Annotated in this window: 24 protein-coding genes and 1 pseudogene; 11 read left to right on the top strand and 14 right to left on the bottom strand. The window is 60.2% G+C overall.

Annotation, left to right across the window (positions count from 1 at the left end):
• Window positions 1-110: 110 nt before the first annotated feature.
• Complete coding sequence (locus PG883_RS10045) at window positions 111-545, top strand: SRPBCC family protein (RefSeq protein ID WP_010673974.1); 435 nt, start codon at window positions 111-113, stop codon at window positions 543-545.
• Window positions 538-894, top strand: coding sequence for an RnfH family protein (locus tag PG883_RS10040; protein ID WP_039039886.1), 357 nt, complete (start codon window positions 538-540; stop codon window positions 892-894). Before PG883_RS10045 ends, PG883_RS10040 begins: the two co-directional genes overlap by 8 nt.
• A 67-nt stretch (window positions 895-961) precedes the next feature.
• Here the strand turns inward: PG883_RS10040 and PG883_RS10035 are convergent, their stop codons facing one another.
• From PG883_RS10035 to yiaY, 3 genes and pseudogenes are all read right to left on the bottom strand, one after another.
• Window positions 962-1,597: an NAD-dependent epimerase/dehydratase family protein gene (locus tag PG883_RS10035; protein WP_041212681.1), complete on the bottom strand. Its 636-nt coding sequence runs from the start codon at window positions 1,595-1,597 to the stop codon at window positions 962-964.
• Window positions 1,598-1,697: 100 nt separating this feature from the next.
• Window positions 1,698-2,036 (bottom strand): outer membrane protein assembly factor BamE, encoded by a 339-nt coding sequence (locus tag PG883_RS10030; RefSeq protein WP_029314185.1) that lies wholly within the window; start codon window positions 2,034-2,036, stop codon window positions 1,698-1,700.
• Between the two features lie 132 nt (window positions 2,037-2,168).
• Window positions 2,169-3,319 (bottom strand): annotated as a pseudogene (yiaY, locus tag PG883_RS10025) (L-threonine dehydrogenase).
• Between the two features lie 392 nt (window positions 3,320-3,711).
• On the opposite strand from yiaY, the gene udp reads away from it, so the two are divergent.
• Entirely contained in the window at window positions 3,712-4,467 is a 756-nt protein-coding gene (gene udp / locus PG883_RS10020) for a uridine phosphorylase (RefSeq protein WP_010674037.1), read from the top strand.
• 121 nt (window positions 4,468-4,588) lie between these two features.
• Here the strand turns inward: udp and PG883_RS10015 are convergent, their stop codons facing one another.
• Window positions 4,589-5,353 (bottom strand): RluA family pseudouridine synthase, encoded by a 765-nt coding sequence (locus PG883_RS10015; RefSeq protein ID WP_161653435.1) that lies wholly within the window; start codon window positions 5,351-5,353, stop codon window positions 4,589-4,591.
• Window positions 5,354-5,514: 161 nt separating this feature from the next.
• On the opposite strand from PG883_RS10015, the gene rihA reads away from it, so the two are divergent.
• Window positions 5,515-6,450 (top strand): pyrimidine-specific ribonucleoside hydrolase RihA, encoded by a 936-nt coding sequence (rihA, locus tag PG883_RS10010; RefSeq protein WP_048207269.1) that lies wholly within the window; start codon window positions 5,515-5,517, stop codon window positions 6,448-6,450.
• Between the two features lie 29 nt (window positions 6,451-6,479).
• Entirely contained in the window at window positions 6,480-6,956 is a 477-nt protein-coding gene (locus tag PG883_RS10005; protein WP_045525252.1) for a hypothetical protein, read from the top strand.
• 96 nt (window positions 6,957-7,052) lie between these two features.
• Here PG883_RS10005 and PG883_RS10000 read toward each other — a convergent pair whose 3' ends face one another.
• From PG883_RS10000 to PG883_RS09990, 3 genes are all read right to left on the bottom strand, one after another.
• Window positions 7,053-7,349: a winged helix-turn-helix domain-containing protein gene (locus tag PG883_RS10000; protein WP_039039881.1), complete on the bottom strand. Its 297-nt coding sequence runs from the start codon at window positions 7,347-7,349 to the stop codon at window positions 7,053-7,055.
• The gene (locus PG883_RS09995; RefSeq protein WP_039039880.1) at window positions 7,346-7,876 is read right to left on the bottom strand and encodes a DUF1523 family protein; all 531 of its coding nucleotides are present in this window, start codon (window positions 7,874-7,876) and stop codon (window positions 7,346-7,348) included. Before PG883_RS09995 ends, PG883_RS10000 begins: the two co-directional genes overlap by 4 nt.
• Before the next feature lie 177 nt (window positions 7,877-8,053).
• Window positions 8,054-9,676, bottom strand: coding sequence for a methyl-accepting chemotaxis protein (locus tag PG883_RS09990; RefSeq protein ID WP_109112419.1), 1,623 nt, complete (start codon window positions 9,674-9,676; stop codon window positions 8,054-8,056).
• A 164-nt stretch (window positions 9,677-9,840) separates the two neighbouring features.
• On the opposite strand from PG883_RS09990, the gene PG883_RS09985 reads away from it, so the two are divergent.
• Window positions 9,841-10,473 carry a LysE family translocator gene (locus tag PG883_RS09985; protein WP_113977937.1) on the top strand — a complete coding sequence of 211 codons (633 nt, stop codon included), beginning with the start codon at window positions 9,841-9,843 and terminating at the stop codon, window positions 10,471-10,473.
• A gap of 126 nt (window positions 10,474-10,599) precedes the next feature.
• Here the strand turns inward: PG883_RS09985 and PG883_RS09980 are convergent, their stop codons facing one another.
• From PG883_RS09980 to PG883_RS09955, 6 genes are all read right to left on the bottom strand, one after another.
• Entirely contained in the window at window positions 10,600-11,703 is a 1,104-nt protein-coding gene (locus PG883_RS09980) for a beta-N-acetylglucosaminidase domain-containing protein (protein WP_270807168.1), read from the bottom strand.
• A 45-nt stretch (window positions 11,704-11,748) separates the two neighbouring features.
• Complete coding sequence (locus tag PG883_RS09975; protein WP_010674047.1) at window positions 11,749-13,476, bottom strand: potassium/proton antiporter; 1,728 nt, start codon at window positions 13,474-13,476, stop codon at window positions 11,749-11,751.
• A gap of 268 nt (window positions 13,477-13,744) precedes the next feature.
• Entirely contained in the window at window positions 13,745-13,891 is a 147-nt protein-coding gene (locus PG883_RS09970) for a hypothetical protein (RefSeq protein ID WP_010674048.1), read from the bottom strand.
• Window positions 13,891-14,577: a M15 family metallopeptidase gene (locus PG883_RS09965; protein ID WP_039039936.1), complete on the bottom strand. Its 687-nt coding sequence runs from the start codon at window positions 14,575-14,577 to the stop codon at window positions 13,891-13,893. Before PG883_RS09965 ends, PG883_RS09970 begins: the two co-directional genes overlap by 1 nt.
• 29 nt (window positions 14,578-14,606) lie before the next feature.
• Window positions 14,607-15,734 (bottom strand): succinyl-diaminopimelate desuccinylase, encoded by a 1,128-nt coding sequence (gene dapE, locus PG883_RS09960; RefSeq protein WP_113977938.1) that lies wholly within the window; start codon window positions 15,732-15,734, stop codon window positions 14,607-14,609.
• A 22-nt stretch (window positions 15,735-15,756) separates the two neighbouring features.
• Window positions 15,757-16,131 (bottom strand): ArsC family reductase, encoded by a 375-nt coding sequence (locus PG883_RS09955; RefSeq protein WP_053288949.1) that lies wholly within the window; start codon window positions 16,129-16,131, stop codon window positions 15,757-15,759.
• A 240-nt stretch (window positions 16,132-16,371) separates the two neighbouring features.
• On the opposite strand from PG883_RS09955, the gene PG883_RS09950 reads away from it, so the two are divergent.
• The 5 genes from PG883_RS09950 to PG883_RS09930 all read left to right on the top strand — a co-directional run bounded on the left by PG883_RS09950 (window position 16,372) and on the right by PG883_RS09930 (window position 20,614).
• Window positions 16,372-18,087, top strand: coding sequence for a recombinase family protein (locus tag PG883_RS09950; RefSeq protein ID WP_270807167.1), 1,716 nt, complete (start codon window positions 16,372-16,374; stop codon window positions 18,085-18,087).
• Window positions 18,088-18,107: 20 nt separating this feature from the next.
• The gene (locus tag PG883_RS09945; RefSeq protein ID WP_270807166.1) at window positions 18,108-19,058 is read left to right on the top strand and encodes a hypothetical protein; all 951 of its coding nucleotides are present in this window, start codon (window positions 18,108-18,110) and stop codon (window positions 19,056-19,058) included.
• Window positions 19,059-19,436: 378 nt separating this feature from the next.
• Window positions 19,437-19,574 carry a hypothetical protein gene (locus tag PG883_RS09940; RefSeq protein WP_010674054.1) on the top strand — a complete coding sequence of 46 codons (138 nt, stop codon included), beginning with the start codon at window positions 19,437-19,439 and terminating at the stop codon, window positions 19,572-19,574.
• 112 nt (window positions 19,575-19,686) lie between these two features.
• Window positions 19,687-20,229 (top strand): recombinase family protein, encoded by a 543-nt coding sequence (locus tag PG883_RS09935; RefSeq protein ID WP_270807165.1) that lies wholly within the window; start codon window positions 19,687-19,689, stop codon window positions 20,227-20,229.
• Window positions 20,230-20,311: 82 nt separating this feature from the next.
• The gene (locus tag PG883_RS09930; RefSeq protein WP_146054088.1) at window positions 20,312-20,614 is read left to right on the top strand and encodes a DUF4156 domain-containing protein; all 303 of its coding nucleotides are present in this window, start codon (window positions 20,312-20,314) and stop codon (window positions 20,612-20,614) included.
• 1,017 nt (window positions 20,615-21,631) lie between these two features.
• Here the strand turns inward: PG883_RS09930 and PG883_RS09925 are convergent.
• Complete coding sequence (locus tag PG883_RS09925; protein ID WP_010674057.1) at window positions 21,632-21,946, bottom strand: hypothetical protein; 315 nt, start codon at window positions 21,944-21,946, stop codon at window positions 21,632-21,634.
• Window positions 21,947-22,424 lie beyond the last annotated feature (478 nt).

Here is a 22,424-nt window from a genome sequence, read left to right as displayed (position 1 = left end):
ACACTGGCCGGAAAGTGTGCGATTGCCCTGCTTGGTGACCCGCGAACAGTTTCGGCGGTGATTTTGGCTGACAAGGTGATAAAATCGGGCCGATTGGATGAGGAAAACCCATGCCCCGTATTACTCGCAGTGCCCTGGTGATGTTCAGCGCGGAACAGATGTTCCGGCTGGTCAATGATGTTGATGCCTATCCTGAGTTCCTGCCCGGCTGTGTCGGCAGCCGTGTTCACGAGTCGGGTGAAGACTACATGATGGCCTCGGTCGATGTGGCCAAGGCGGGTATCGCCAAGACCTTTACCACGCGCAACCAGCTCGATGCCAATCGCACCATCAAGATGGAGCTGGTGGAGGGGCCTTTCAGCAAGCTGGCGGGATGGTGGACCTTCACACCCCTGGACGTGGATGCCTGCAAGGTGGAGTTCGATCTCGACTTCGAGTTCACCTCCAAGCTCATTGAGCTGGCATTTGGCCAGATCTTCCGCGAGCTGGTGAGCTCCATGGTGCTCGCCTTCTCCAATCGTGCCAAGGTGGTTTACGGTGTCTGAGCTCCTCAATATCGAAGTGGCCTATGCCCTGCCCGAGCGGCAGACGGTGCTGTGCATCCGGGTCGCGCCCGAGACCAGCGTGCTGGCGGCCATCGAACAGTCCGGCATCCTGCAAAAGCACCCGGAGATCGACCTGTCGGTCAACAAGTTCGGTATCTACAGCCGTCCGGTGAAGGGCACAGAGTCGGTGCAGGAGGGGGATCGCATCGAGATCTACCGCCCTCTCATCGCCGACCCCAAGGAGATGCGCAAGAAGCGGGCGGAAAAAGCCAAGGAAGAGGGGCGTGCCGATGTGGTCACCGGCGGGCGGCCCGATGTGCACCGCAAGCGAGACGATGCCGGCACCTGACGGGTGATGGGTTGTGACAAGGGGCGCCGTGGCGCCCCTTTGTGATCGTCTCGCCCGGCACGGGGCATCACAGGGTGAGCAGGCGCTCGTTTTCCACCGTCTCTATCCCGCTCTCCTGGATGGCAAGGCGCGCCATGGCGTGCGCCACCTGACTGGCCTCGATGGCACGCCAGCGACGCAGCGACCCGCGCAGCAGGGGCTTTACCAGCGGATAGATGGCCTGGATGATCTGCTCCGAACGGCGCGCAGGTTCTCGATGGCCGAGCAGCATGGCCGGGCGCAGGATGACGAGCCGCTGCCACTCCTGGGCCAGCAGGGCCTGCTCCATCTCGCCCTTGGTGCGGGGATAGAGGGCAGGGGAACCCGGGTTGGCGCCCAGACTGGAGACCACCAGCAGGCGGCGGCAGCCGTGGCGACGGGCGAGCGCGGCAAAGGCCAGCACATAGTCGAGATCGACCCGGCGAAATGCCTCGGCCGAGCCGGCATCCTTGCGGGTGGTGCCAAGGCAGCAGAAGGCAATATCCACAGGGGAGGGCAGCGTCAATCTGTCCAGCGCGTCGAACGAGGTGGGCAGCCAGGTGCGTCCCGGAGCGGGGTCGCCCGGTTTGCGGCAGAGCAGGAGGAGGTCGTGCTCCGTCCCCAGCTCGCGCAGCAAGGCTTTGCCAATCAGACCGGTGGCGCCGGCAATCAGGAATCGACTCATGATGATCTCCTCGGGGCAATGAGGCATCCAGAGTGTGGCCCGGCGACATCGCCGGGGCCAGAGAGAACAAAACCGGCAGAAGCCGGTTTTGTAATGTCATCTAGAGCGGTGTGGTGAAGGCGGCAGGGAGAGGGAAATCACCGGTCACGGTGGCCAGTCTGTCACCCACGAAGTTGAGGGTCAGCTCCTTGCGCTCCTTGTCGCCCCGACCGGGCTGGAACTCATAGAGGTAGTACCAGGTGTTGGGGTCAAAGCTGTCGCGCAACATGGGAGAACCCAGCACGAACTCGACCTGTTCGCGGGTCATGCCCTGGCGCAGCTTGTCGACCTGCTTTTGTTCCACATAGTTGCCCTGGGGAATATCGATGCGATAGACCAGGCTGCAACCGGACAGGGTGAGGGCGGTCAGGGCCGCGGCAATCAGGTGTTTCATCCGCATATCGGGTTCAGATCATCCATACAGTCTTTTTAGCTCGGCAAATCATACCCACTCCCCGTGCGGAAGTAAAAAGCCATTGATCCATCAGCCAATAAAAAGGACCGCGTGGCGGCCCTGGCAGATCTTGCCCCCTTACATGGCGGCGCGGAAGATGGCGACGATCTCCGCGTGAGTCGCCTGCCTGGGGTTGGTGAGACCACAGGCATCCTTGAGCGCATTGTTGGCCAGCACGTCGAGGTCGTCGGCCCTGACCCCGAGCTGCTCCAGACCGGCGGGGATCTTGACGTCGCGAGCCAGTTGCCGGATGGCGTCAATGGCTGCCGCCGCACCCTGCTCATCGCTCATGGCGCTCACATCCACCCCCATATGACGGGCCACATCCTTGAGCCGGCCGGCGCACACCCGGGCGTTGTAGGCCTGGACATGGGGCAGCAGCACCGCATTGCACACCCCGTGGGGCAGGTCGTAGAAGCCCCCGAGCTGGTGAGCCATGGCGTGCACATAGCCCAGGCTTGCGTTGTTGAAGGCCATGCCGGCCAGGAACTGGGCATAGGCCATCTGCTCACGGGCATGGAGATCCTCCCCCTGATGCACGGCGGTGCGAAGGTGTTCGGCAATCAGTGCGATGGCCATCACGGCGCTGGCATCGGTGACCGGGGTGGCGGCGGTGGAGACATAGGCCTCGATGGCGTGGGTCAGGGCATCCATGCCGGTGGCGGCGGTGAGGCCGGCGGGCTTGGCCAGCATCAGTTCCGGGTCGTTGACCGACATCAGCGGCGTGACGTGCTTGTCGATGATGGCCATTTTCACCTGACGGGATTCGTCGGTAATGATGCAAAAACGGGTCATCTCGGAGGCGGTGCCGGCGGTGGTATTGATGGCGATGAGCGGCAACTGCGGCTTGGCGGAGCGATCCACCCCCTCGTAATCCTTGATGCTGCCCCCATTGGCGGCCACCAGGGCGATGCCCTTGGCGCAGTCGTGGGTGAGCCGCCGCCGAGCGAAATGACGCAGTCGCAGCCGTGGGCCCGGATCATCGCAAGACCCGCCTCGACGTTGGCCACGGTGGGATTGGGTCTGGTCTCGTCGAACACCACGGCGTCGATGCCGTGCTCGGCCAGGAGGGCGGCGAGCCGGCCCACCACGCCAATCTGGCCCAGGATCTTGTCGGTGACGATGAGCGCCTTGCGATAGCCATGTCCTTGGATATCCGCTGCCGCTTCCTGCAGGCAGCCCGCCCCCATCAGGTTGATTGCGGGAATGTAGAACTTGAATGTCGCCATGATGGACTCCGTATGATTAGCCATTAAGTGGTATGCGGGCGCCAACATAACAGCGTCGGAGGGGATGAGAAGGGGTCAATGGTATCTCGTTTGCAACTTTGTGGACTCGATCGCGCTCTTTAAATGGACGGTCGCTCAAGGCTTGACAAGGGATGGGAGAGCAAAAGGAGCGTAAAAACGTTTTTCAAGAAATTCATCATCTTAGCAAACGTTTCGCGCCATTTTTGTCAGCTTTGAAGCGCAGAAGTGTGAGGCGCATCAAGGAATTGGAAAGCGCTTTCGACCATAGTTGGCGCCTCCCCGGATGAGGGGACACCGGCTTGAAAGTACCGTAAAGAATCACCTTAACTGCACTCGGCTGCCATGCGGCGGGGCGCAACCAGGAGTCCACTATGTCTGATGTATTTCACTTGGGTTTGAAAAAAGCGGATCTGCAAGGCGCCACCCTGGCGATCGTCCCCGGTGACCCCGAGCGCGTGAAGCGCATCGCAGAGCTGTTGGACAACCCGGTGCACCTGGCCAGCCATCGTGAATTCACCACCTGGCGCGGCGAGATGGACGGCAAGGCCGTGATCATCTGCTCCACCGGTATCGGTGGCCCGTCCACCTCCATCGCGGTGGAAGAGCTGGCCCAGCTGGGTATCCGTACCTTCCTGCGCATCGGCACCACCGGCGCCATCCAGCCGCACCTGAACGTGGGCGACGTGATCGTCACCACCGGCTCCGTGCGCCTCGACGGTGCCAGCCTGCACTTCGCGCCGATGGAGTTCCCGGCAGTGGCCGACTTTGACTGCACCACCGCCCTGGTGAATACAGCCAAGGAGCTGGGCTCCAAGCTGCATGTGGGCGTCACTGCTTCTTCTGACACCTTCTACCCGGGTCAGGAGCGTTACGACACCGTATCCGGTCGCGTGGTACAACGTTTCCAGGGTTCCATGAAAGAGTGGCAAGCCATGGGCGTGCTGAACTACGAGATGGAGTCCGCGACCCTGCTGACCATGTGTACCAGCCAGGGCCTGCGTGCGGGCATGGTGGCCGGTGTCATCGTGAACCGTACCCAGCAGGAAATCCCGAACGCCGAAACCATGGCGAAAACCGAATCTGATGCCATCAAGATCGTGCTGGGCGCCGCCCGCAAGCTGATCTGATAGCCCTCTTTGTAACAAAGAGTACCGAGTGGGGGGTGGGGGCCGTTGCGAAAGCGCGGCCCCTATCTTTATCCGCCGTTTGCCCCTTTTGCCTTCCTGACCCTGCTTTCCCCCTTCTTCGTTACCCCTGTTGCACCGTCATGGCCGCCAGTGCCTGCGCAAAGGGCGCTTCACAGCAGATCTGTACCGCTTCGCCGCTCACCGGGTGCACAAAACCGAGTTCACTGGCGTGCAGCATCAGTCTGGGGGCTCGTTCGCAGCCGGGCGGGAGCAGGCCGCCATAGAGATCGCATCCCAGGATGGGATGGCCCAGCCACTGGCTGTGGATGCGCAGCTGGTGGGTGCGCCCGGTTTCCGGTACCAGCCTGACCCGGGTCAATGGCACCGGCTGGCCTGCCCCCTCCAGGGTGAGCCGCTCCATCACCCGATAGCGTGAGCGGGCGGGTTTGCCGCTGGCGGCGCAGATGCTCATCAGCGGGAACAGCGCCGGATCCTTGGCGATGGATGCGTCGATGACGCCCTCATCCACCGCCAGATGGCCGCAGAGCAGTGCCTCGTAAGCCTTGCTCACGGTGCGCTGGCTGAACTGGTGGCAGAGCAGGGCGTTGATGCTCTTGCTTTTGGCCACCACCATGACGCCCGAGGTGCCAAAGTCGAGGCGGTGCACCAGGGTGCAGCCGGGGTAATCCTGTACCAGCCGGTAATGGACCGAATCGAGGTTCTGCGGGTTCTTGCCCGAGAGGCTCAGCAGGCCGCTCGGCTTGTTGATGAGCAGCAGATGCGCATCCTCAAACAGGATCTCGATGGTGGCGGCGCAGGGCGGGGCGATGAAGGTGTCGACGATGACGGACATGGGGCAGCCGGACGATGAAGGGGGAGGGATCATACCCGAACGATTGCGGCGCGGCGAATCTGGATGTCCGCTCCCAAGGCCTGTCGCCAAGTACTTGATCTCGTTGGTTGAGGCGTTTTGTGACTCCCTCCTGAGTTCATCTGGCCATCTCTTGCTAAGGTATGGCTCCCTGTCATGTTGTAAGGAGTCTGTCCATGGCGTTGCCCGTTATTCTCGATTGCGATCCCGGCCACGATGATGCCATCGCCCTCATTCTGGCGCTGGCGAGCCCCGAGCTGAAGGTGCTGGCGGTCACCACCAGCGCGGGCAACCAGACCCCGGACAAGACTCTCAACAATGCCCTGCGCATCCTGACCCTGCTCGGCCGCGACGACATCCCGGTGGCGGCGGGGGCAGCCAAGCCCCTGGCCCGTGAGCTCATCATCGCCGACAACGTCCACGGCGAATCGGGGCTGGACGGCCCAGAACTGCCGGATCCCGCCTTTGCTCCCCGGGCGATGAGCGCCCTTGAATTGATGGCAAGGTGTCTGCGCGAGAGCCCGGAGCCGGTCACCCTGGTGCCGACCGGGCCGCTCACCAACATTGCCCTCTTGCTGGCGGCCTACCCCGAGCTCAAGCAGAAGATCGCCCGCATTGTGCTGATGGGGGGCGCCGCCGGTGCGGGCAACTGGACCCCCGCGGCGGAATTCAATATTTATGTGGATCCCGAAGCGGCCGATATGGTCTTCAAGTCGGGGCTGCCCATCACCATGTGCGGGCTGGACGTGACCCACGAGGCCCAGGTGATGGACGAGGATATCGAGCGGGTACGCGCCATTCCCAACCCGGTGGCGCAGTGCGTGGCACAGCTGCTCGACTTTTTCATGATCTATCATCGGGATCCCAAGTGGGGATTTGCTGGCGCGCCGCTCCATGACCCCTGTACCATCGCCTGGCTGCTGGCGCCCTCCCTGTTTCACGGGGTGGAGTGCCGGGTCGATATCGAAACCGGCGGAACCCATACCCTGGGGATGACGGTGGTGGATCGCTACGACCTGACCGGCAAACCGGCCAATGCCCTGGTGCTGCTGGGGCTCGACAGAGTCGGTTTCATCGAGTTGCTGGTGCAGCGACTGCGCTCATTTGGTTGACATCCTGGACATCGGATAAGGGGTTGGGAATGTGGAAAGGGACGTTGGCGCTGCTGACATGCATGCAACTGACGGGTTGCGCGACCCCGTTCGAGAAGATGTGGCAGGGGCTGGCGACCTGCGAGCTGGACACCCTTCATCTCGACATCGAGACCGGGCGCCCGGCCAATCCGCAGCTCGCCATGTATACCCCTGACAAGGTGAGCGAGGGCTTTGCCTGGTACAAGGTCCATCAGGAGTTGCACGGCCTGCCCATCGTCGGTTTCCTGGTGCCGGCCTCCACCTTCGAGGTACATGCCCTCTTCGTGGATACCCCCATCGCCAATGCCCGCAGGCTGACACATAACGCCTATGGCAGCGAATTTTCCGACGAGAGGCTGCATGACGAGGGGATGGCCCCCCTGTTGCTGCGCGACCCCAACAATCCCAAGCGCTCCATCATCGACTGCACCCGGGGTGAGTCGGCGGAGCCGCTGCCGGAAGCGTCTTTCGGCGAAGGGGAGTGAGCCCGGGGGAGGGCAACGGGATATCAGGCCAGACAAGAAAGGGGCCAGCCGCAAGGCTGGCCCCTTCTCTATGGGAGCAGACCCGGGTCCGGGGTGTCAGGGATACCCCAGGGTCTGCCTGATGACGGGAAGCTGCGCAGCAATCCAGGCCGGATTGATGGGCCCCCAGTCGCTGATGCGGTAGTGCCCCTGCAGATGGCGAGCCCCCTCGGTCTGCTCGAAGGCGCACTGGATGTCGAGCTCCGCCAGGGCGCTGAGGGTGTCCTGGGCGGTGCGGCGCGGCATGCCGGTCGCCTCCATGATGGCGGGCACGGTGTCCGTGCCCTGACTGATGAGGTGAGCCACGTAGAGCCGGCGATAGAAGCTGGTGCGGGTCTTGCTCGGCTCGCTCATATCTCGTCCTCGAGGCGATCGAAGTAGCGCCAGGTGGCGATGGCCGCCTTGCCCATCACCAGGGCCCAGACACCGAACCAGAACCAGCGGAAGAAGCTCCAGGTGGAGGCATCGGGCTCGGTGCTCGCGATCTTGGTGACGTTGGGGAACATGGAGAACATGTTCACGCGCCAGCCGTAGGAGGTGATGATGGCCAGGCGTTTTTCGAACTCCATGGACTTGGCCTTGGCCTGGACGTCGGCGGCGTTGAACTTGAAGTAGAAGGGCCAGCCCCATTCGGTGTCTTCATTGCGAAACACCCGGATCTTCTCGCCGGGGCGCTCGGTGTAGATGTAATAGACGTCGGTGGTGGGGCCGTCAGCCGGGTTCTTCTGGCTGATGGGGCCATCCTTGTCGGTGCGCTTCACCTCCACCCCGGTGATGGTGGCGATGGTGTGTTCCGGCAGATAGAAATCGAGCCAGAGTGCGGAGAGCAGGGCGATGAGGCCGAGCGTGATAAAAGCGGGTTTCTTGAACTTCAGGCTCATGATGATCTCTCGATGAGGGGGAGTGACGTGCCTCTACCATACCCACATTTGCGAATGCAGCCCAGCCCCCAATGACACCTTGATGGCAAAAACCCGTTTTAAACAGGAGGCGTGAAGGGGAGGGGCAAGTGCGGGGCCAGCGCCGGGCCCCGCGGTATCGAAGAGATCCTCGCAGTATCAGAGCTGGAACTGGGCGAGCTGCCTGCGCTGCTGCTCGGCGAGCTGTGACAGTTCGTGACTGGCGGCGGCACTCTGGCTGATGCCGGCAGCGTTCTGGTTCACGATCTCGTGGATGTTGGTGAGGTTGCGGCTGATGTCGGCGGTGACGCAGGATTGTTGTTCTGCCGCGGTCGCCACCTGGGCGTTGGCACCGTTGATCTGGTTGACCGCGTCAGTGATGCCCCCCAGCAAGGCCTGTACCTCGGCGGAGAGCTGCCGGTTGTGGCCGAGGATCTCCAGGGTCTGCTGCACGCCGCTGTTGGCGGAGAGGGACTGGCTCTGCAACTGCTCGATGATGGCCTGGATCTCCTTGGTGGAGTCCTGGGTACGGGCAGCCAGCAGGCGCACTTCGTCGGCCACCACCGCAAAGCCGCGGCCGCTTTCACCGGCGCGGGCCGCCTCGATGGCGGCGTTGAGGGCCAGCAGGTTGGTCTGCTCCGAAATGCTCTGAATGACTTCGATCACCTTGCCGATCTGCTCGGACTGGGACTTGAGCCTGGCCACCACAGTCGCGGCGTTCTCCAGACTGCCCGCCATGCGGCCGTTGGCCTCGATGCTTTCGGCAAACAGGGCCAGCCCCTGCTCGACCCGACTGTTGGCATCCCGGGCCAGCTCGTCGGCCAGGGCGGCGTTGTGGTTGACGTTGTCGGCGGTGCTGGCCAGCTCGGTGACGGCGGAGGCCACCTGTTCGGTCTCACCCCGCTGCTGCTGGGCGTTGACCTCTGCCTGGGTCATCACAGCGGCAAGCTCGGTGGCGGCGGAGGCCACATTGCCGCTGATGCCGGTCAGGGTCTGGATGGTGTTGGCAAGCTGGCTCAGGGTCCGGTTGATATCCCTGGCGAGCTGGCCCAGCTCGTTGTTGCCTTCGGCATTGGCACGCACGTTGAAGCGGCCGAGGGCGACGGCGTGCATCACCTCCTGCAACTGGCCGATGGGCTGCACGATGCGCCCGGAGATCCACCAGCCACCCAGCAGGGCCGCGATCAGGGTGCCCCCCATCAGCAGCAGGGTGCGCAGCAGGGTCGCGCGGTCGTGGGCCTGCTCCTCGGCAATCTCAGTCTGGGTCAGCTGATTGATGTGGACGGACATGGCATCGATCTGCTTGATGAGCGCCTCCCCCAGATCGCGAAAGTGCAGGCGGGCCTGCTCATAGGCGGCGGGATCGCCACTGCCTTGGTACTTGGCGGTCAGCAGGGGCAGCATGCTGCTGCGGGTATGGCCGAGGTAGGCCTGCAGGGCGGCCGCGACCTGACGGTTGTCCTGCTCGGCACCGGTGACAACCAGTCTGGTCAGGATGGCGCCAATCTCCTGTTCGGCGGCGGAGAGCTGGGCCGGCAACTGGGCGAAGAGGGCCTCATCGTAGAGGCCGTAGATGGCGTTGGTGCGCAGCCGGTAGGTGGCGTGGATCAGGGCCGCAATGTCGTCCTTGTGGCGGGTGACGCTGGCGGTGGTTTCATTCATGTCCTGAATGGCACCGTCGATTTCCTGTTTGCTGATCACGGCCATCAGCAGCATCAACAGGCTGGCGAGCAGGAGAGGGATAAGCACTTGAAGACGAATGGACAGATTATTCAATGACATGAAAGATCCTAACCCGAAAGAGGAGTGAGGCGGTATCTTACACAGACGCGACAATCCTTGTCACAGGGTTTTTAATGCTGAATTCTTGCTGAATGAAAAGGTTTTTCTTGTGTTAAAAGAGTGTGATAGGCAAGATCGTCTGCTTGTTACCCTGGAGGTGTAGTGTGTCCGACTGGATTGATCCCGCCATCTTGGCGCTCTTTATTCCCACGTTCTTTTTTGTCTCAGTAACCCCCGGTATGTGCATGACCCTGGCGATGACCCTGGGCATGAGTCTGGGGGTGCGCCGTACCCTGCCCATGATGTGGGGGGAGCTTGTCGGCGTCGGCCTGGTCTCCGTGCTGTCGGTGGTCGGGGTGGCGGCAGTCATGCTCAACTACCCGGCCCTGTTCTCAGCATTCAAATATGTAGGTGGCGCCTACCTGGTCTGGCTTGGCATCCAGATGTGGCAGGCCAAGGGCAAGATGGCCATCCCGGCGGATCTCTCGGCGGGCCAGCAGACCAGCTCCATGGGGCTGGCCGTGCAGGGGTTCGTGACCGCCATCGCCAACCCTAAGGGGTGGGCCTTCATGGTCTCCCTGCTGCCCCCCTTCATCAATGCGGCCAAGCCGATGGCACCCCAGATAGGGGCCCTGGTCGCGCTCATCCTGGTCATCGAGTTCTCCTGCCTGATGCTCTATGCCAGCGGTGGCCGCACCTTGCGCCATTTCCTCGCCAAGAGCGGGAATGTCACTCTGATGAACCGGATCGCGGGCTCTCTCATGCTGTTTGTCGGGGTCTGGCTGGCCTTCGGCTAAACACCCGCTCCATCTGCCGCCCTATGTGACGCCATGGGGCACCTGAAGAGAGATCATGCAAAAAGGCCACCTCCCTGCCCGGGAGGTGGCCTTTTACATGGGCCCGTTTTTCATGGACTCATGGGGTCAGTCGGTCAGGCAGTCCGGATCGAACACGTATTCCCCGGCCAGCCAGCGCAGGATCTCGTTCACGCAGGCCTGATCCTGGAACGGCAGGTAGCGGCTCTTGAGGTGGATGACCTGCTCGGGGGTGAGCTGGGCCAGACCGATGTCCTGGAAGAGCGGCAGGTCGGCCTGGATCATGGCGGAGATCTGCGGCCCGCAGGTGGCGTTGAGAGAGGCGTGCAGCGCCTTGTCAGGATCGTACTGCTTGCCGAGCTTGTAGCTCATGGGCAGGGTGGCGAGCGGCAGGGCCGAGAGGGCCGCCTGCTTCATGGGATTGACCGCATGGCCGCTCACGAGATCCGCCAGCTCTGCCGGACGGTTTTCGAAGGCGCGCAGGTGCAGGAAGCTGCTCGCCTTGCTGCCGTCATTGACCGGATAGTTGTCCCACAGGAAGGGCTTGCGATGGAGCCAGTCGGCGGCCTGTTTGAGGTGGGCAGCCGGATACTCGGTGGAGCAGACTTTGGGGCCGGTCCAGAAGACATCGATGCGCTTGTCGAGCCCCTGACCCAGATCCTGCAGATAGTGGGGGGGCATGGCACCGAACACCTTCTCCAGCACGGGATCCGTGCTGTAGTAGCTGGGGCAGAACAGCAGGCGGCCTGCGTCGGTGTGGGCCGCGATGTCGTGGGCGATGGTGAGCTGCCAGTGGGCGAGATCCGGGGTGTCCCCCTTCATGTCGTCAAACAGGATCGCCAGGATATCGGGCTTGAGCGCCTCCTCGATGAGCCTCACCTTCTCCAGCAGGGCGGGTCGCTGGCGGGCATAGTCGTGATGGGCTCCCATGGGGCTCAGGCCCACCCCGAAGGCCAGACCGCTCTCCCGGCACTGGCGGGCGAGCTGGCACAGGGCTTCAAGCTGGTCGGCGGGCCAGGGTGTGGCCCAGTGCTTGCGCAGGTAGCCGTCTTCCTTGGGGGCGTAGAGGTAGAAGCCATAGCCGTGGCGGGGCAGCCACTGGGCGTAGCGGGCACGGGCTTCCCAGCTCCAGCCCTTGCCAAAGAAACCCTCGATGAGGCCCAGCTTGGGCGAGGGAGGATACAGACCGGACAACAGGGTTTGATAAGGCATGGTTCACTCCCTTCTCACACAAATGCGGGCTACGATGGCCGGCGCCTAGACGGGGTCTTCTTCCAGGAAGCGCACCCCTATCTTGCGGGGTTCACCCTCTTCCATTTCCGCCACCGTCCAGAGCAGTCCCTGCCAGGCGACATGGTCACCGACCACCAGATTATCGCCCAACTGATGGGCAATAAAATCGCCGAGGCTCTGATCCGCCACCTCGCTCACATCCAGCCCGTAGAGCGGGGCGAGATCCACCAGCCTGGCGTTGGCCTCCAGCAGGAAGTCACCGAAGAAGCGCGGGCCCAGATCCTGCTCCGGCGCCTGGCTGAAGAGCTGACCGAGGGCGGGCAGGTCGTGCTCGTGGCCGATGACGCACAGGATGTCATCGGATTGCAGGCAGGTACTGCCCGAGGGATGGAGCAGCTCCTGGCCGCGGAACAGGGCGCAGATGCGGGTGCCCTGGGGCATGCGCAGCTCCCGCAAGGGCGAACCGATGCACCACTTCTCGGCGCTCAGGCGATAGACGAAGGTCTCCCACTGGCTGTCGAGATCGATTTCCAGCCCAGAGCGGTTGATGGGAGAGGGCGGGGCGGGCACCTCCACTCGCGCCAGCTTTGATGCCAGCGGCAGCGAGCTGCCCTGCAGGATGAGCGAAACCAGCACCACGAAGAAGGCGACATTGAAGTAGAGCTGGGCATTGGGCAGCCCCGCCATCATGGGGAAGACCGCCAGGATGATGGGCACGGCGCCGCGCAGCCCCACCCAGGAGATGAACCAGCGCTCGCGGGGCGCGAAGTTCTTGAACGGCAGCAGGCCAATCCAGACCGACACCGGACGGGCAAACAGGATCATCCACATGGCCAGGGCCAGCGCCGGCAGGGCGATGGGCAGCAGCTTGTGCGGCGAGGCGAGCAGCCCCAGCACCAGGAACATGCCGATCTGGCTGAGCCAGGTCAGGCCGTCCAGCACGGAGAGGGTGGTGCTGCGGCTGCGCAGGGAGAGGTTGCCGAGCAGCAGGCCGGTGAGGTAGATGGCCAGGATGCCGCTGCCCCCCACCGCCGTGGTGAGGGCGAAGATGAGCAGGCCGCCGCTCACCGTGAGCAGGGGGTAGAGACCGGGGGCGAGCTTGGCACTGTTGATGAGCTTCCACAGCAGCCAGCCCCCGGCAAGGCCGATGCCAGCGCCCAGCCCGAACTGCTTGACGAGTTGCAACAGCAGGAAGCCAGCATCCAGCCCCTGCTGGGCGGTGGCCAGCACCTCGATCAGGGTGACGGTGAGAAAGACCGCCATGGGGTCGTTGCTGCCCGACTCTATCTCCAGGGTGGCGCTGACCCGCTCGTTGAGGCTGCGCCCGCCGAGCAGGGAGAAGACCGCCGCCGCATCGGTGGAGCCGACGATGGCACCGATGAGCATCCCCTGCATCAGGTTGAGGTCGAACAGCCAGGCGGCGGCGAGGCCCGTGAGGCCGGTGGTGATGGCCACCCCGACCGTGGCCAGCGAGAGCGCGGGCCAGAGCGCGACCCGAAAGGAGGAGACCCGGGTGCGCATGCCGCCGTCCAGCAGAATGATGGCCAGTGCCAGGTTGCCCACCAGGTAGGCGACCGAGTAGTCGGCGAAGTGGATGCCGCCGGGACCATCCTCACCCGCCAGCATGCCGACGGCGAGGAAGATGACCAGGATGGGGATGCCGACTCTGGAGGAGAGCGCGCTCAACAGGACACTGGCGCCCACCAACAGGGCACCGATGAAGAAGAAACTGTTGACGGTGGTGGCATCCAATGGCGAACTCCTTATGGCGGGCTGCAAAACAGGCACATTATATGCAGATTGACCCCCTTTGTGTGGCTTAATTGTGCATTGTTTTGCAGTTTTTTACGTTTGTTGCGCAGTTTTCAAGCAGGGCGAAGGCGAAGTGACCGCGCGGGAAAGCGAAGGGAAAGGGGGCAGTGGATGGGGCTTTCAGGGCCGGCTCAGGGGGCGGCAGAGGGCGGAAAAATGCCGTGGTCGGGAAGGGGGCAGGAGCGCCGAGGGGCTCCTGCGAGGAGGGTCAGTCGTCCTCGTCGTCCTTGACCTCCCGGATCTTGTCCTTGTACTTGGGCAGCTGTTTCTCGAGCTGCTTCATGTCCTTGATGGCGTTGAGAAACAGGCCGAGCAAAAACAGCAGCGGCAAGCCTATCCATAACCACAAGCTCATCAGAATCTCCTTTCGTGGTGTGCCGGGGTGACATAGCGGGCCAGGATCTCGTCGAGATGAGCCAGGATGCACTCCTTGCCTTCAATATCCGCCCGTTCCAGACAAAGCGCCAGCGCCGCCGGATCCAGGGCCAGCCCGTCGGATTCGGGCGCGAAGCTCAGGTGCCAGGGCTCGTAGGCCACCCCCTGATCCGGTTGCTCCCCTTTTGCATAGGGCAGGAAGAAGCCGAAGTCGTTCATGTGATCGTCCAGCCACTCGCGCAAATCGGCAAACCAGCCGCCCGCCTCGTACTCCCAGGGTTCCAGCGCGAGCCGGGTGCCGGCGGGCAGGCAGTCCGGATCGTAGATGTCGAGATCCGTGCCCCAGTGATGGCGGCTGGTGCCGGGCAGGGCACTCCAGTGCAGGATGGCGTGCAGTCGCTCGGTCTCGCCCAGTTGCAGGGCATCGAGGGGCTGGTTGTTCGCATCCAGCAGAGGGCGCTCCCCGCGCCATTTGCCGTTCCAGATGGCGAGCTGGCGCTCGAAGCCGCGCCAGCTGGAGGCCGCCTGCAGGTTGAAACCGGCATGGGCGGCAGCCACCTGCATGTCGTTGAAGGCCGCCGCGGTGGCGGCGGTCAGACGATGGGGGCCGCGCCCCACCAGGATGAGGTGGCTCTCATCCAGCCCAAGCAGTTGATCCTGATTCATGGTCTGGTCTCTCTTGTCCGGAGCGCCGCTCATGCCAGCAGTCGTGCCAGCACCCCTTGGTACATGTCCGCCAGCAGATCCAGATCGTCCGCCTTCACGCACTCGTTCACCTTGTGGATGGTGGCGTTGACCGGGCCGAGCTCGATGACTTCCGCCCCGGTGGGAGCGATGAAGCGCCCATCGGACGTGCCCCCCGTGGTGAGCAGGGCCGGCTGCTGGCCGTTCACTGCCGCCACGGCGGCGACGGTGGCTTCCAGCAGGGCGCCGGTGTCCGTCAGGAAGGGCTGGCCGGAGAGGGTCCACTTCAGCTCGAAGTCCAGGCCGTGACGGGTCAGCAGCGCCTCGACCCGCTCGCGGATAGCCGCATCGGTGAGCTCGGTGCTGAAGCGGAAGTTGAACTGGACCTGCAACTCCCCCGGAATGACGTTGGAGGCGCCGGTGCCGCCCTGGATGTTGGCGATCTGGAAGCTGGTGGGGGGGAAGTAGGCGTTGCCCTTGTCCCACTCGATGGCGGCGAGCTCCGCCAGCGCCGGGGCCGCCTTGTGGATAGGGTTGTCCGCCAGATGGGGGTAGGCGACGTGGCCCTGCACCCCGCGCACCAGCAGATCACCGGTGATGGAGCCGCGACGGCCGTTCTTCACCACGTCCCCGACCTGGGCGGTGGAGGAGGGTTCGCCGACGATGCACCAGCGGATCTTCTCGTTGCGTGCCTCCAGGGTGTCGATGACGCGCACCGTGCCGTTGATGAAGGGCCCCTCTTCATCCGAGGTGATGAGAAACGCGATGGAGCCCTTGTGGTCCGGGTGCTCGGCCACGAAGCGCTCGGTCGCCACCACCATGGCGGCCAGAGACCCCTTCATGTCGGCGGCGCCCCGGCCATGGAGCATGCCGTCCTTGATGGTCGGCTCGAATGGCGGGGTGTCCCACTTCTCCAGGGGGCCGGCGGGTACCACGTCGGTGTGGCCGGCGAAGCAGAAGAGGGGACCCTCGCTGCTACGGCGTGCCCAGAGGTTGGTGGTGTCCTCGAAGACCATGGGTTCGATGACGAACCCCAGGCGCGCGAGGCGCTCCGCCATCAGGGTCTGGCACCCTTCATCCAGGGGGGTCACGGAGGGGCGGCTGATCAGATCCTTGGCCAGTGTGATGACGTCCGACATCGGTGTTCCTTAACAGAAAAAGTTAACGGGAGAAGAGGGATTGATAGAGGTCTGCCTTGAAGCCCAGGGTCAGGGTGCCGTCCTGGTCCAGCAGCGGGCGCTTGATCATGGCCGGGTGGGCCAGCAGCAGGTCACGGGCCTTGGCGGTGTCGAGCCCCTGTTTTTCTGCTTCCGGCAGGGCGCGGAAGGTGGTGCCACGGGTGTTGAGCAGGGCTTCCCAGCCCAGCTTGGCGAGCCAGAGATCGAGCTGCTCCGGGCTCAGACCGTCGGCGCGGTGATCGTGAAAGCGGTAATCGATACCCGCCTCCTCCAGCCACTTGCGGGCCTTCTTGATGGTGTCGCAGTTTTTAGGGGAAATGCCGTAGAGCACAACTTTGCATTCGGTCTTGTTTTCCATGGGGTTCACCGTGGTTCCGTTCGATGGGCAGTAGCATACAGGCGATCACCATACAGGGAAACGCAAGCGACTTGGACTGACATGCTGCTGGTAGCTGGTTTTATGGAACTTGCTGATTTCGGCAAAAATAACCTTTGATCTGTATTGTGTAAAGAGCCGCATCGCTGATAATCTCACCTCATCTTAGTTACCCATCCCGCTCATCCGTCTTCGGTTTGAGCCAATTGCCAAGGAGTCGTTATGAGCCGTCCACCGAAGGCTTACTCTTACATTCGTTTCAGCACCACCAAGCAGGCCCAAGGGGATAGCTACCGTCGCCAGATCCAGCAGGCCATCGATTATTGTACCGAGCACAACCTTCAACTCGATGAGAAGGCGATTGAAGATTTCGGTGTGAGTGCATTCCGTGGCAGCAACAGGATCGATGGGGCGTTAGGGCGTTTCATTGAGGCGGTGAAGGGAGGGGCAATTGAGAAAGGTTCTTACTTGCTAGTGGAGTCTATGGATCGGTTGAGCCGACAGACGATTCTGAAAGCATTGTCCCAGTTCATTGAAATCCTCAATGCGGGGATCGTGATCGTCACACTCTCCGATGGTGAGATTTTTCGCGTGACCGATGATGGTAAAAACTTTGATTTCGCAAAACTGATTATCTCGATCGTATACATGGCCCGAGCAAATGATGAGTCTGAGATGAAGAGCCTTCGGAGTCGTGCAGCATGGTCAAATGGGCGTAAGGCTGCGAGAGAGAGTAAGAAGGTGATGAAGAACGCCCGCTTGCCTTCATGGTTAACGAGGGAAGGGGAACGAATAGTTCCGATTCCTGAGCGAACCGCTATTGTGTGCGAGATGTTTGAGATGGCTCAATCAGGCTGCGGTTACGAGCAGATAGCTAAGGTTTTTTTGGAGAAGGGCTACAAGACGTTTGGCAAAGAGGCTGATTGGCGTCCGGCAGGGATTCAGGCCGTCATTAAGAGTCGAGCTGTGATCGGCGAATTTCAGCCGCATGTCATCGAAAATGGTGAGCGGGTGCCTGATGGTGAGCCAATTTTGGGGTATTACCCAACGATTGTATCCCCTGCCGTGTTTGAAGAAGTGCAGCACCTAATCGGCAAGCGAAGCAAACATAGTGGTTCCTATCGCAAAGGCACCTATAGCAACCTTTTTAGCGGGGTGCTTCGCTGTCAGTGCGGTGAATCCCTACGCTATGGCAACAAGGGCCGAGCGGGAAGCCCACGATATTATCTTATGTGCCCCAAGCACAATACACATGGCTGCTCAATGCCGCATCTGCTCTATAGCAAGGTTGAACCACAGCTATTACAGGCTGTCAGCCTGCTAGCTGTGGTTATGGAGCAACGAAAGACTACGACTGAGAAGATGATGGCTCTCAAGGATGAGCTGGCGACACTGCGAAGAGAGCTCGAATTGGAAGTCAAGAGGAGAAAAAAAGCAGCTCAATCCATGCTGGATAACGACAATGATGCTGATTTCCGAGAATTATTCATACAGTGCAAAGCTAACTGCCAAGCCTTGGAAGAGCAAATCAGCCAGCTGGAAAATGAGCTGATGAGCCGTGAGTTGTCCGAGAAAACACTCTCCCAGAACCTTAGTTCGGAGGACTTGGACAGCACCGATCAACGCCAGAGATTTAACGGCCAGTTAAAAGCTGTACTGAGAGAGATCCAATTCAGCTATGACGGCTATGACCTTGCCGCAGTTTTCAAAGACATTGATGGTGAGTTCATGCTTGAGCAGGCGTTTGAACCCAAGCTCGTGGGCAGTACCGTTCGTGACCGAGATGGCATGACTCTGATAAAGACAATCGCCGAAGCTCCCTACATTGACGCCAACTGGGTGAAGGACGAGATCGATGAGTACGAGTCTTTTCAGAAGGAGTCTGACTCAGAATTTGACGATGATTTCGAGGACTTGAGCTCAGAAGAGTCGAAGTAAAGGTGCCGCAGGGAGTTACGTTGGACGTGACAGGTATTTTTATCGGACACCCTTCACAGGGAATCATCGACCCAAGAGTATTGCTATCGCAGATTCCTGGATTCAGTCAGCGAAGCACTCGACGATTCAGTCAGTACGTCAAGCGGGCAATCTCCAACATCCGGCAGGTGCAGGGGCTCGACTTGCCGGAGGTTCCCGAACCGGATAATGGATTGGGGACGTGGACTCCCTTACAAGCGTTGGCTGTATTGACCTATGGCTCTAGCTCTCACTTAAACCTGAGGCTAATAGCGGAGATCGAGCAGCTTACCGGGCTGGAGTTACCACACGATGAAAGGCAAAGTCGCCATGAGGCTGCATTTTATGTGGAATACTTGGCCCCGCTGGTTACTTACTTTCAAATGCAGCAACCGGGTTTGCGAATGGAGGTGATCCCGCAGTTTGGCTGCGACCCTTACCGAATAGATTTCCGAGTCGATTTGCAGTGGTTCGACCCAGACGGAAAGTATTTTGACAAACCTATTCGGCAGGAGGCGTACTTGCTGGAGTTTGATGAAGCCTATCATCTGGAGCCAGCGAACCGCCAAGCAGACCACCAGCGTGATGCCTACATCGAGCAGCAGACTGGCCTCAGACCGCTCAGGATACGCCATGAGGAGCAAGAGCTGTGGGTCACTATCTGCCGGACTCAGGGACGCATCCTAAGCGTTGAGGAGTACCTGCAAGGGCTGCTGGGAGCAATGGCAGAGCCGGGCGATGGCCGACATCTTGATATCACGCGAGAGTCTGCCCAGAGTGCTTATACCTGTGATCCTGCCGGGTATCTGCGATATCCAGCTCAGCCGGGACGAGACCTTAAAGCGATTGCAGAGCGGCTTGGCTGGCGGTTGAGTCAGAGGCATAGCGGCAATCTGGCCTATCACCGTCTGACCCCGCCGCGAGTGACTGCCAATCGACACATTTCGGGGTGATGTGTCTGGTCGATTTGAGTCTCATAGACACATCCGACAGCGTGTTCATGGGCTTTTCGGCGGTATGTGTCTGGTGTTCCAGCTGTTCCAGCCCGATATATATACCCGTTTAGTTACTCTGACTCTTATCTATTTACTGCACCGAGGGGGGAGCTTACCAGCCACCCAAAGGAGAGATTTCGAGAAGATTGCAACGATCTTGCCCGGTTGATTGCCCGGCAAAAACAATCCCAAACCCCACCAGCACAAGGAAAACGAGCAGACAACATTCAGACCAAACGCCGGTATAAGCCAGATGAGACCAACACCATAGGAGAATCCCATGGAATACATCACATCTGGCCCCTTGTCGGGAGCCATCCAGCAAGGAGCAGGCGTATGAATGAGCAGCAAGGAAACCCGTTACTGAAAGCGTTGGAGGCGGCACTGCTGGCAGCCTTGGGCGTCCTCATTAAGGAGGCCGTCAACTCGATGCAGACACCGCCGCCCCCGCCGAAGGAACCGGACGCTCAATAGACCATGCCCGTGTGACAGACCGGAAGCCCTCCGGCAACCCCTGTCACACGGGTTGGTTTTCGAGTTTTGACACGTTTTTCTTGCAGGGTCTTGAGCCTATTGGGAGGCCATCATGGCAATCATCGGATATGCCCGTGTCTCGACCACGGGGCAATCGCTGGAGCAGCAACTGATAGCTCTGGCGGAGTGTGAAAAAGTTTTTCATGAGCAGGTCAGCGGTAGCAAGACGGATAGGCCGCAACTACAAGCAATGCTCGAATTTGCCCGTTCTGGAGACGTGCTAAAGGTGACCAAATTGGATCGTCTGGCTCGGAACACCCGGCACTTGCTGGAGATCACAGACCAGTTACACGCCAAAGGGGTAACATTACAGATCCAGAATCTAGGCATCGACACGGCCACTCCGACAGGTAAGCTAATGCTGACCATGATCGGGGCCATCGCCACGTTCGAGCGGGAAATCATGCTAGAGCGTCAGGCGGAAGGAATCGCCTTGGCTAAGGCCAAAGGGGTCTACAAGGGCCGGAAGCCGACAGCGATGGAGAAGCGGGATGAGGTGCTGCATCTTCTATCGCAGGGCATCGCTAAGGCATCAGTGGCAAAGCGGCTGGGTATCAGCGTGTCGAGTGTCCATAGAATTGCTTGTCAACCTTGAGTTGCTTGGGCATGATTTTGTACCGAGTACCCCCTCATTAACTGGGTGTATATCAACCACGATTCAGAGAATGGATTTTGAAATGAAGAAAATTGCAATTCTATTTTCAGTAGCATTAATGACTGCATGTTCATCAAGTTCATCAGCATCATTGCCAGTAAAAGTTATTGATGCTAAAGCGGCAGAGAGCTGCAAGCTCATTGATGTAGTATCAGGAACTGAGATTTTCAGCTTGACGGTAGATAAGAACGTTGCATTGGCAAGACAGAATGCTGCAAATGAGGCTATCAAGCTAGGAGCTAATGCTGTTGTCATTACAGGTACTGACGTTACCGCAAATGGTAATTCGGCAACTGTTACGATGAATGCATATTCGTGCAACTGATCCAGTATTGGTGCTAGCAACCTCGGATATGAGGAGATGTGATCTTGATTGATCGCATCTTTTCATTGCCATCTATCGATAAGGGAGTGTTCATACAGTGAAGTTATCAGGGATTGTATGTGTTCTGTGTGGTGTTTTTCTTACTTCTAATGCTATTGCTGCGATTTCTGAAGAGGGAAGTTCTGTACAAAAGTCCCTCTCTGAAGGCAAAAAATGTATGGCGACATGGAGTAATGAAAGTTCTAAGGAAGGCCAAAAGACAGAGATTTTCGCAGTGAGGGAGCTGGATGATAAGACCCAATACTACGTTTCTCACTCGAATGAGTACCCAAAGATATGGACTTGGGACTTTAGACTTATGGGCATCAAGTGCGAGTAGTACCCTAAGCAAGCATCATATAGAAAAGCAGTCTGATGCTACGTTGAAAATAGGGTGCCCTGATAGCACTACCTGCGTAGTTGCTTGAATCACATGCGGTACAAACTAGTGGTGCAGTTGACAAAACGTTAAGTTATGCCTTCTCAATGAGATCTGTTTGTTACTAATTGGTGATGACATCGATGGTTCGAAGCCCAAGCATTCCTTGGGCTTTTTTGTGGTCTATTCAATAAAAACAGCTCGCAGTTCTTGATGCCATAGAGGGTGGTGGCCATGGGGGATCCTTTGTCTGCGGGCCTGCGGCCCTGAAATCGTGCAAGGGCCCGATTCTGGCATTGTGGCCCCCCCATGGCAACGCTCATGGCCGGATGGGCTGGTTTTACCAGTCAGGCCGAATGGAGAAGGGAGGGAGCCGCGCGCCAGCACACGCTGGTCTGGGACGGGATGCGCTGCGGTATCAAAGGGGGAGACCGGGGGCAGGAGGCCCTTATGCTGCACGCCTGGCCGGATAGGACGACAGGGGGCAGGGCGCCTCACAGGGACACACACCTGGCCTGGGGCCGGGGAAGAAACGGTGGGGGCCAAAAACCAGAACGCGCCTGCTGGTATGGGCGCGTTCCGGATTCAGGGGGCGGCACTCAGTGCAGGGTGGTCCACTCGTGATCGAAGACCCGTGCCCGCTCCCAGGGGGCATCCGGCAGGCTGGAGGAGAGGCCGGCGTATTTGCCCACGTCATCCATCACGATGGCGGAGAGAATGGGCAGGTGATTTTCGGTGCAATACATGCGGATGCGTTGCAGCAGGGTGCGCAGTTCATCCTGGCACTGCTCCAGCCCGGCCTGCCTGGCCAGTTTGGAGTAACGAATGGTGGTGCGTTCCTTTGCAGACTCGACGAGGATGTCCCACAGCTTGCAGTCGCAGGTCGGGGTGCCTGCGGTGGCTTGGTTTGTCATAACTCTCTCCGGTGCGAAATGGTCGCTCTGTGTCGACGGGCATCTTGGCCAGTTCACCCCGGCGGGATGTTGATCCAACGCAAACAAAGTGGCGGTTGTCGGTCAGGGATACCCTGGGGAGCATTCTAGATCCAGTTTCGTGATGTTAAATGTCGTTTTTAGTTTTATTTTTGGAGTAAAAATCTACAACCGTTTGCTTTTTCCATCTTTATTGATGGTGATCAAGAGGAAAGGGGAGATCCCCCACTAGATTGCGCCTCTCGATAATCTTGTCAGGAGTGCACATTGGAACTCGTCTTCGTCTTGCTCGTGCTGATCGCCGTGGTCTACGGCATCATCAAGGATTACAACCCGCAGGCGGTGCTGGGGTAATCCCCCCATTTTTTGGAGCACTCAAAAGTAGAGGTCATGCGGCCTGTGCCAAGCGCTGTTTCGGCGTGTAGCCGCCCAGCGCCATATTGGGCCGCTCATGGTTATA

It is taken from the genome of Aeromonas sp. QDB25, assembly GCF_027707725.1.
Lineage (GTDB): Bacteria > Pseudomonadota > Gammaproteobacteria > Enterobacterales > Aeromonadaceae > Aeromonas > Aeromonas caviae.
Note: the sequence above shows the minus strand (reverse complement) of the source record. Positions and strands in the feature narration are given on the sequence as shown.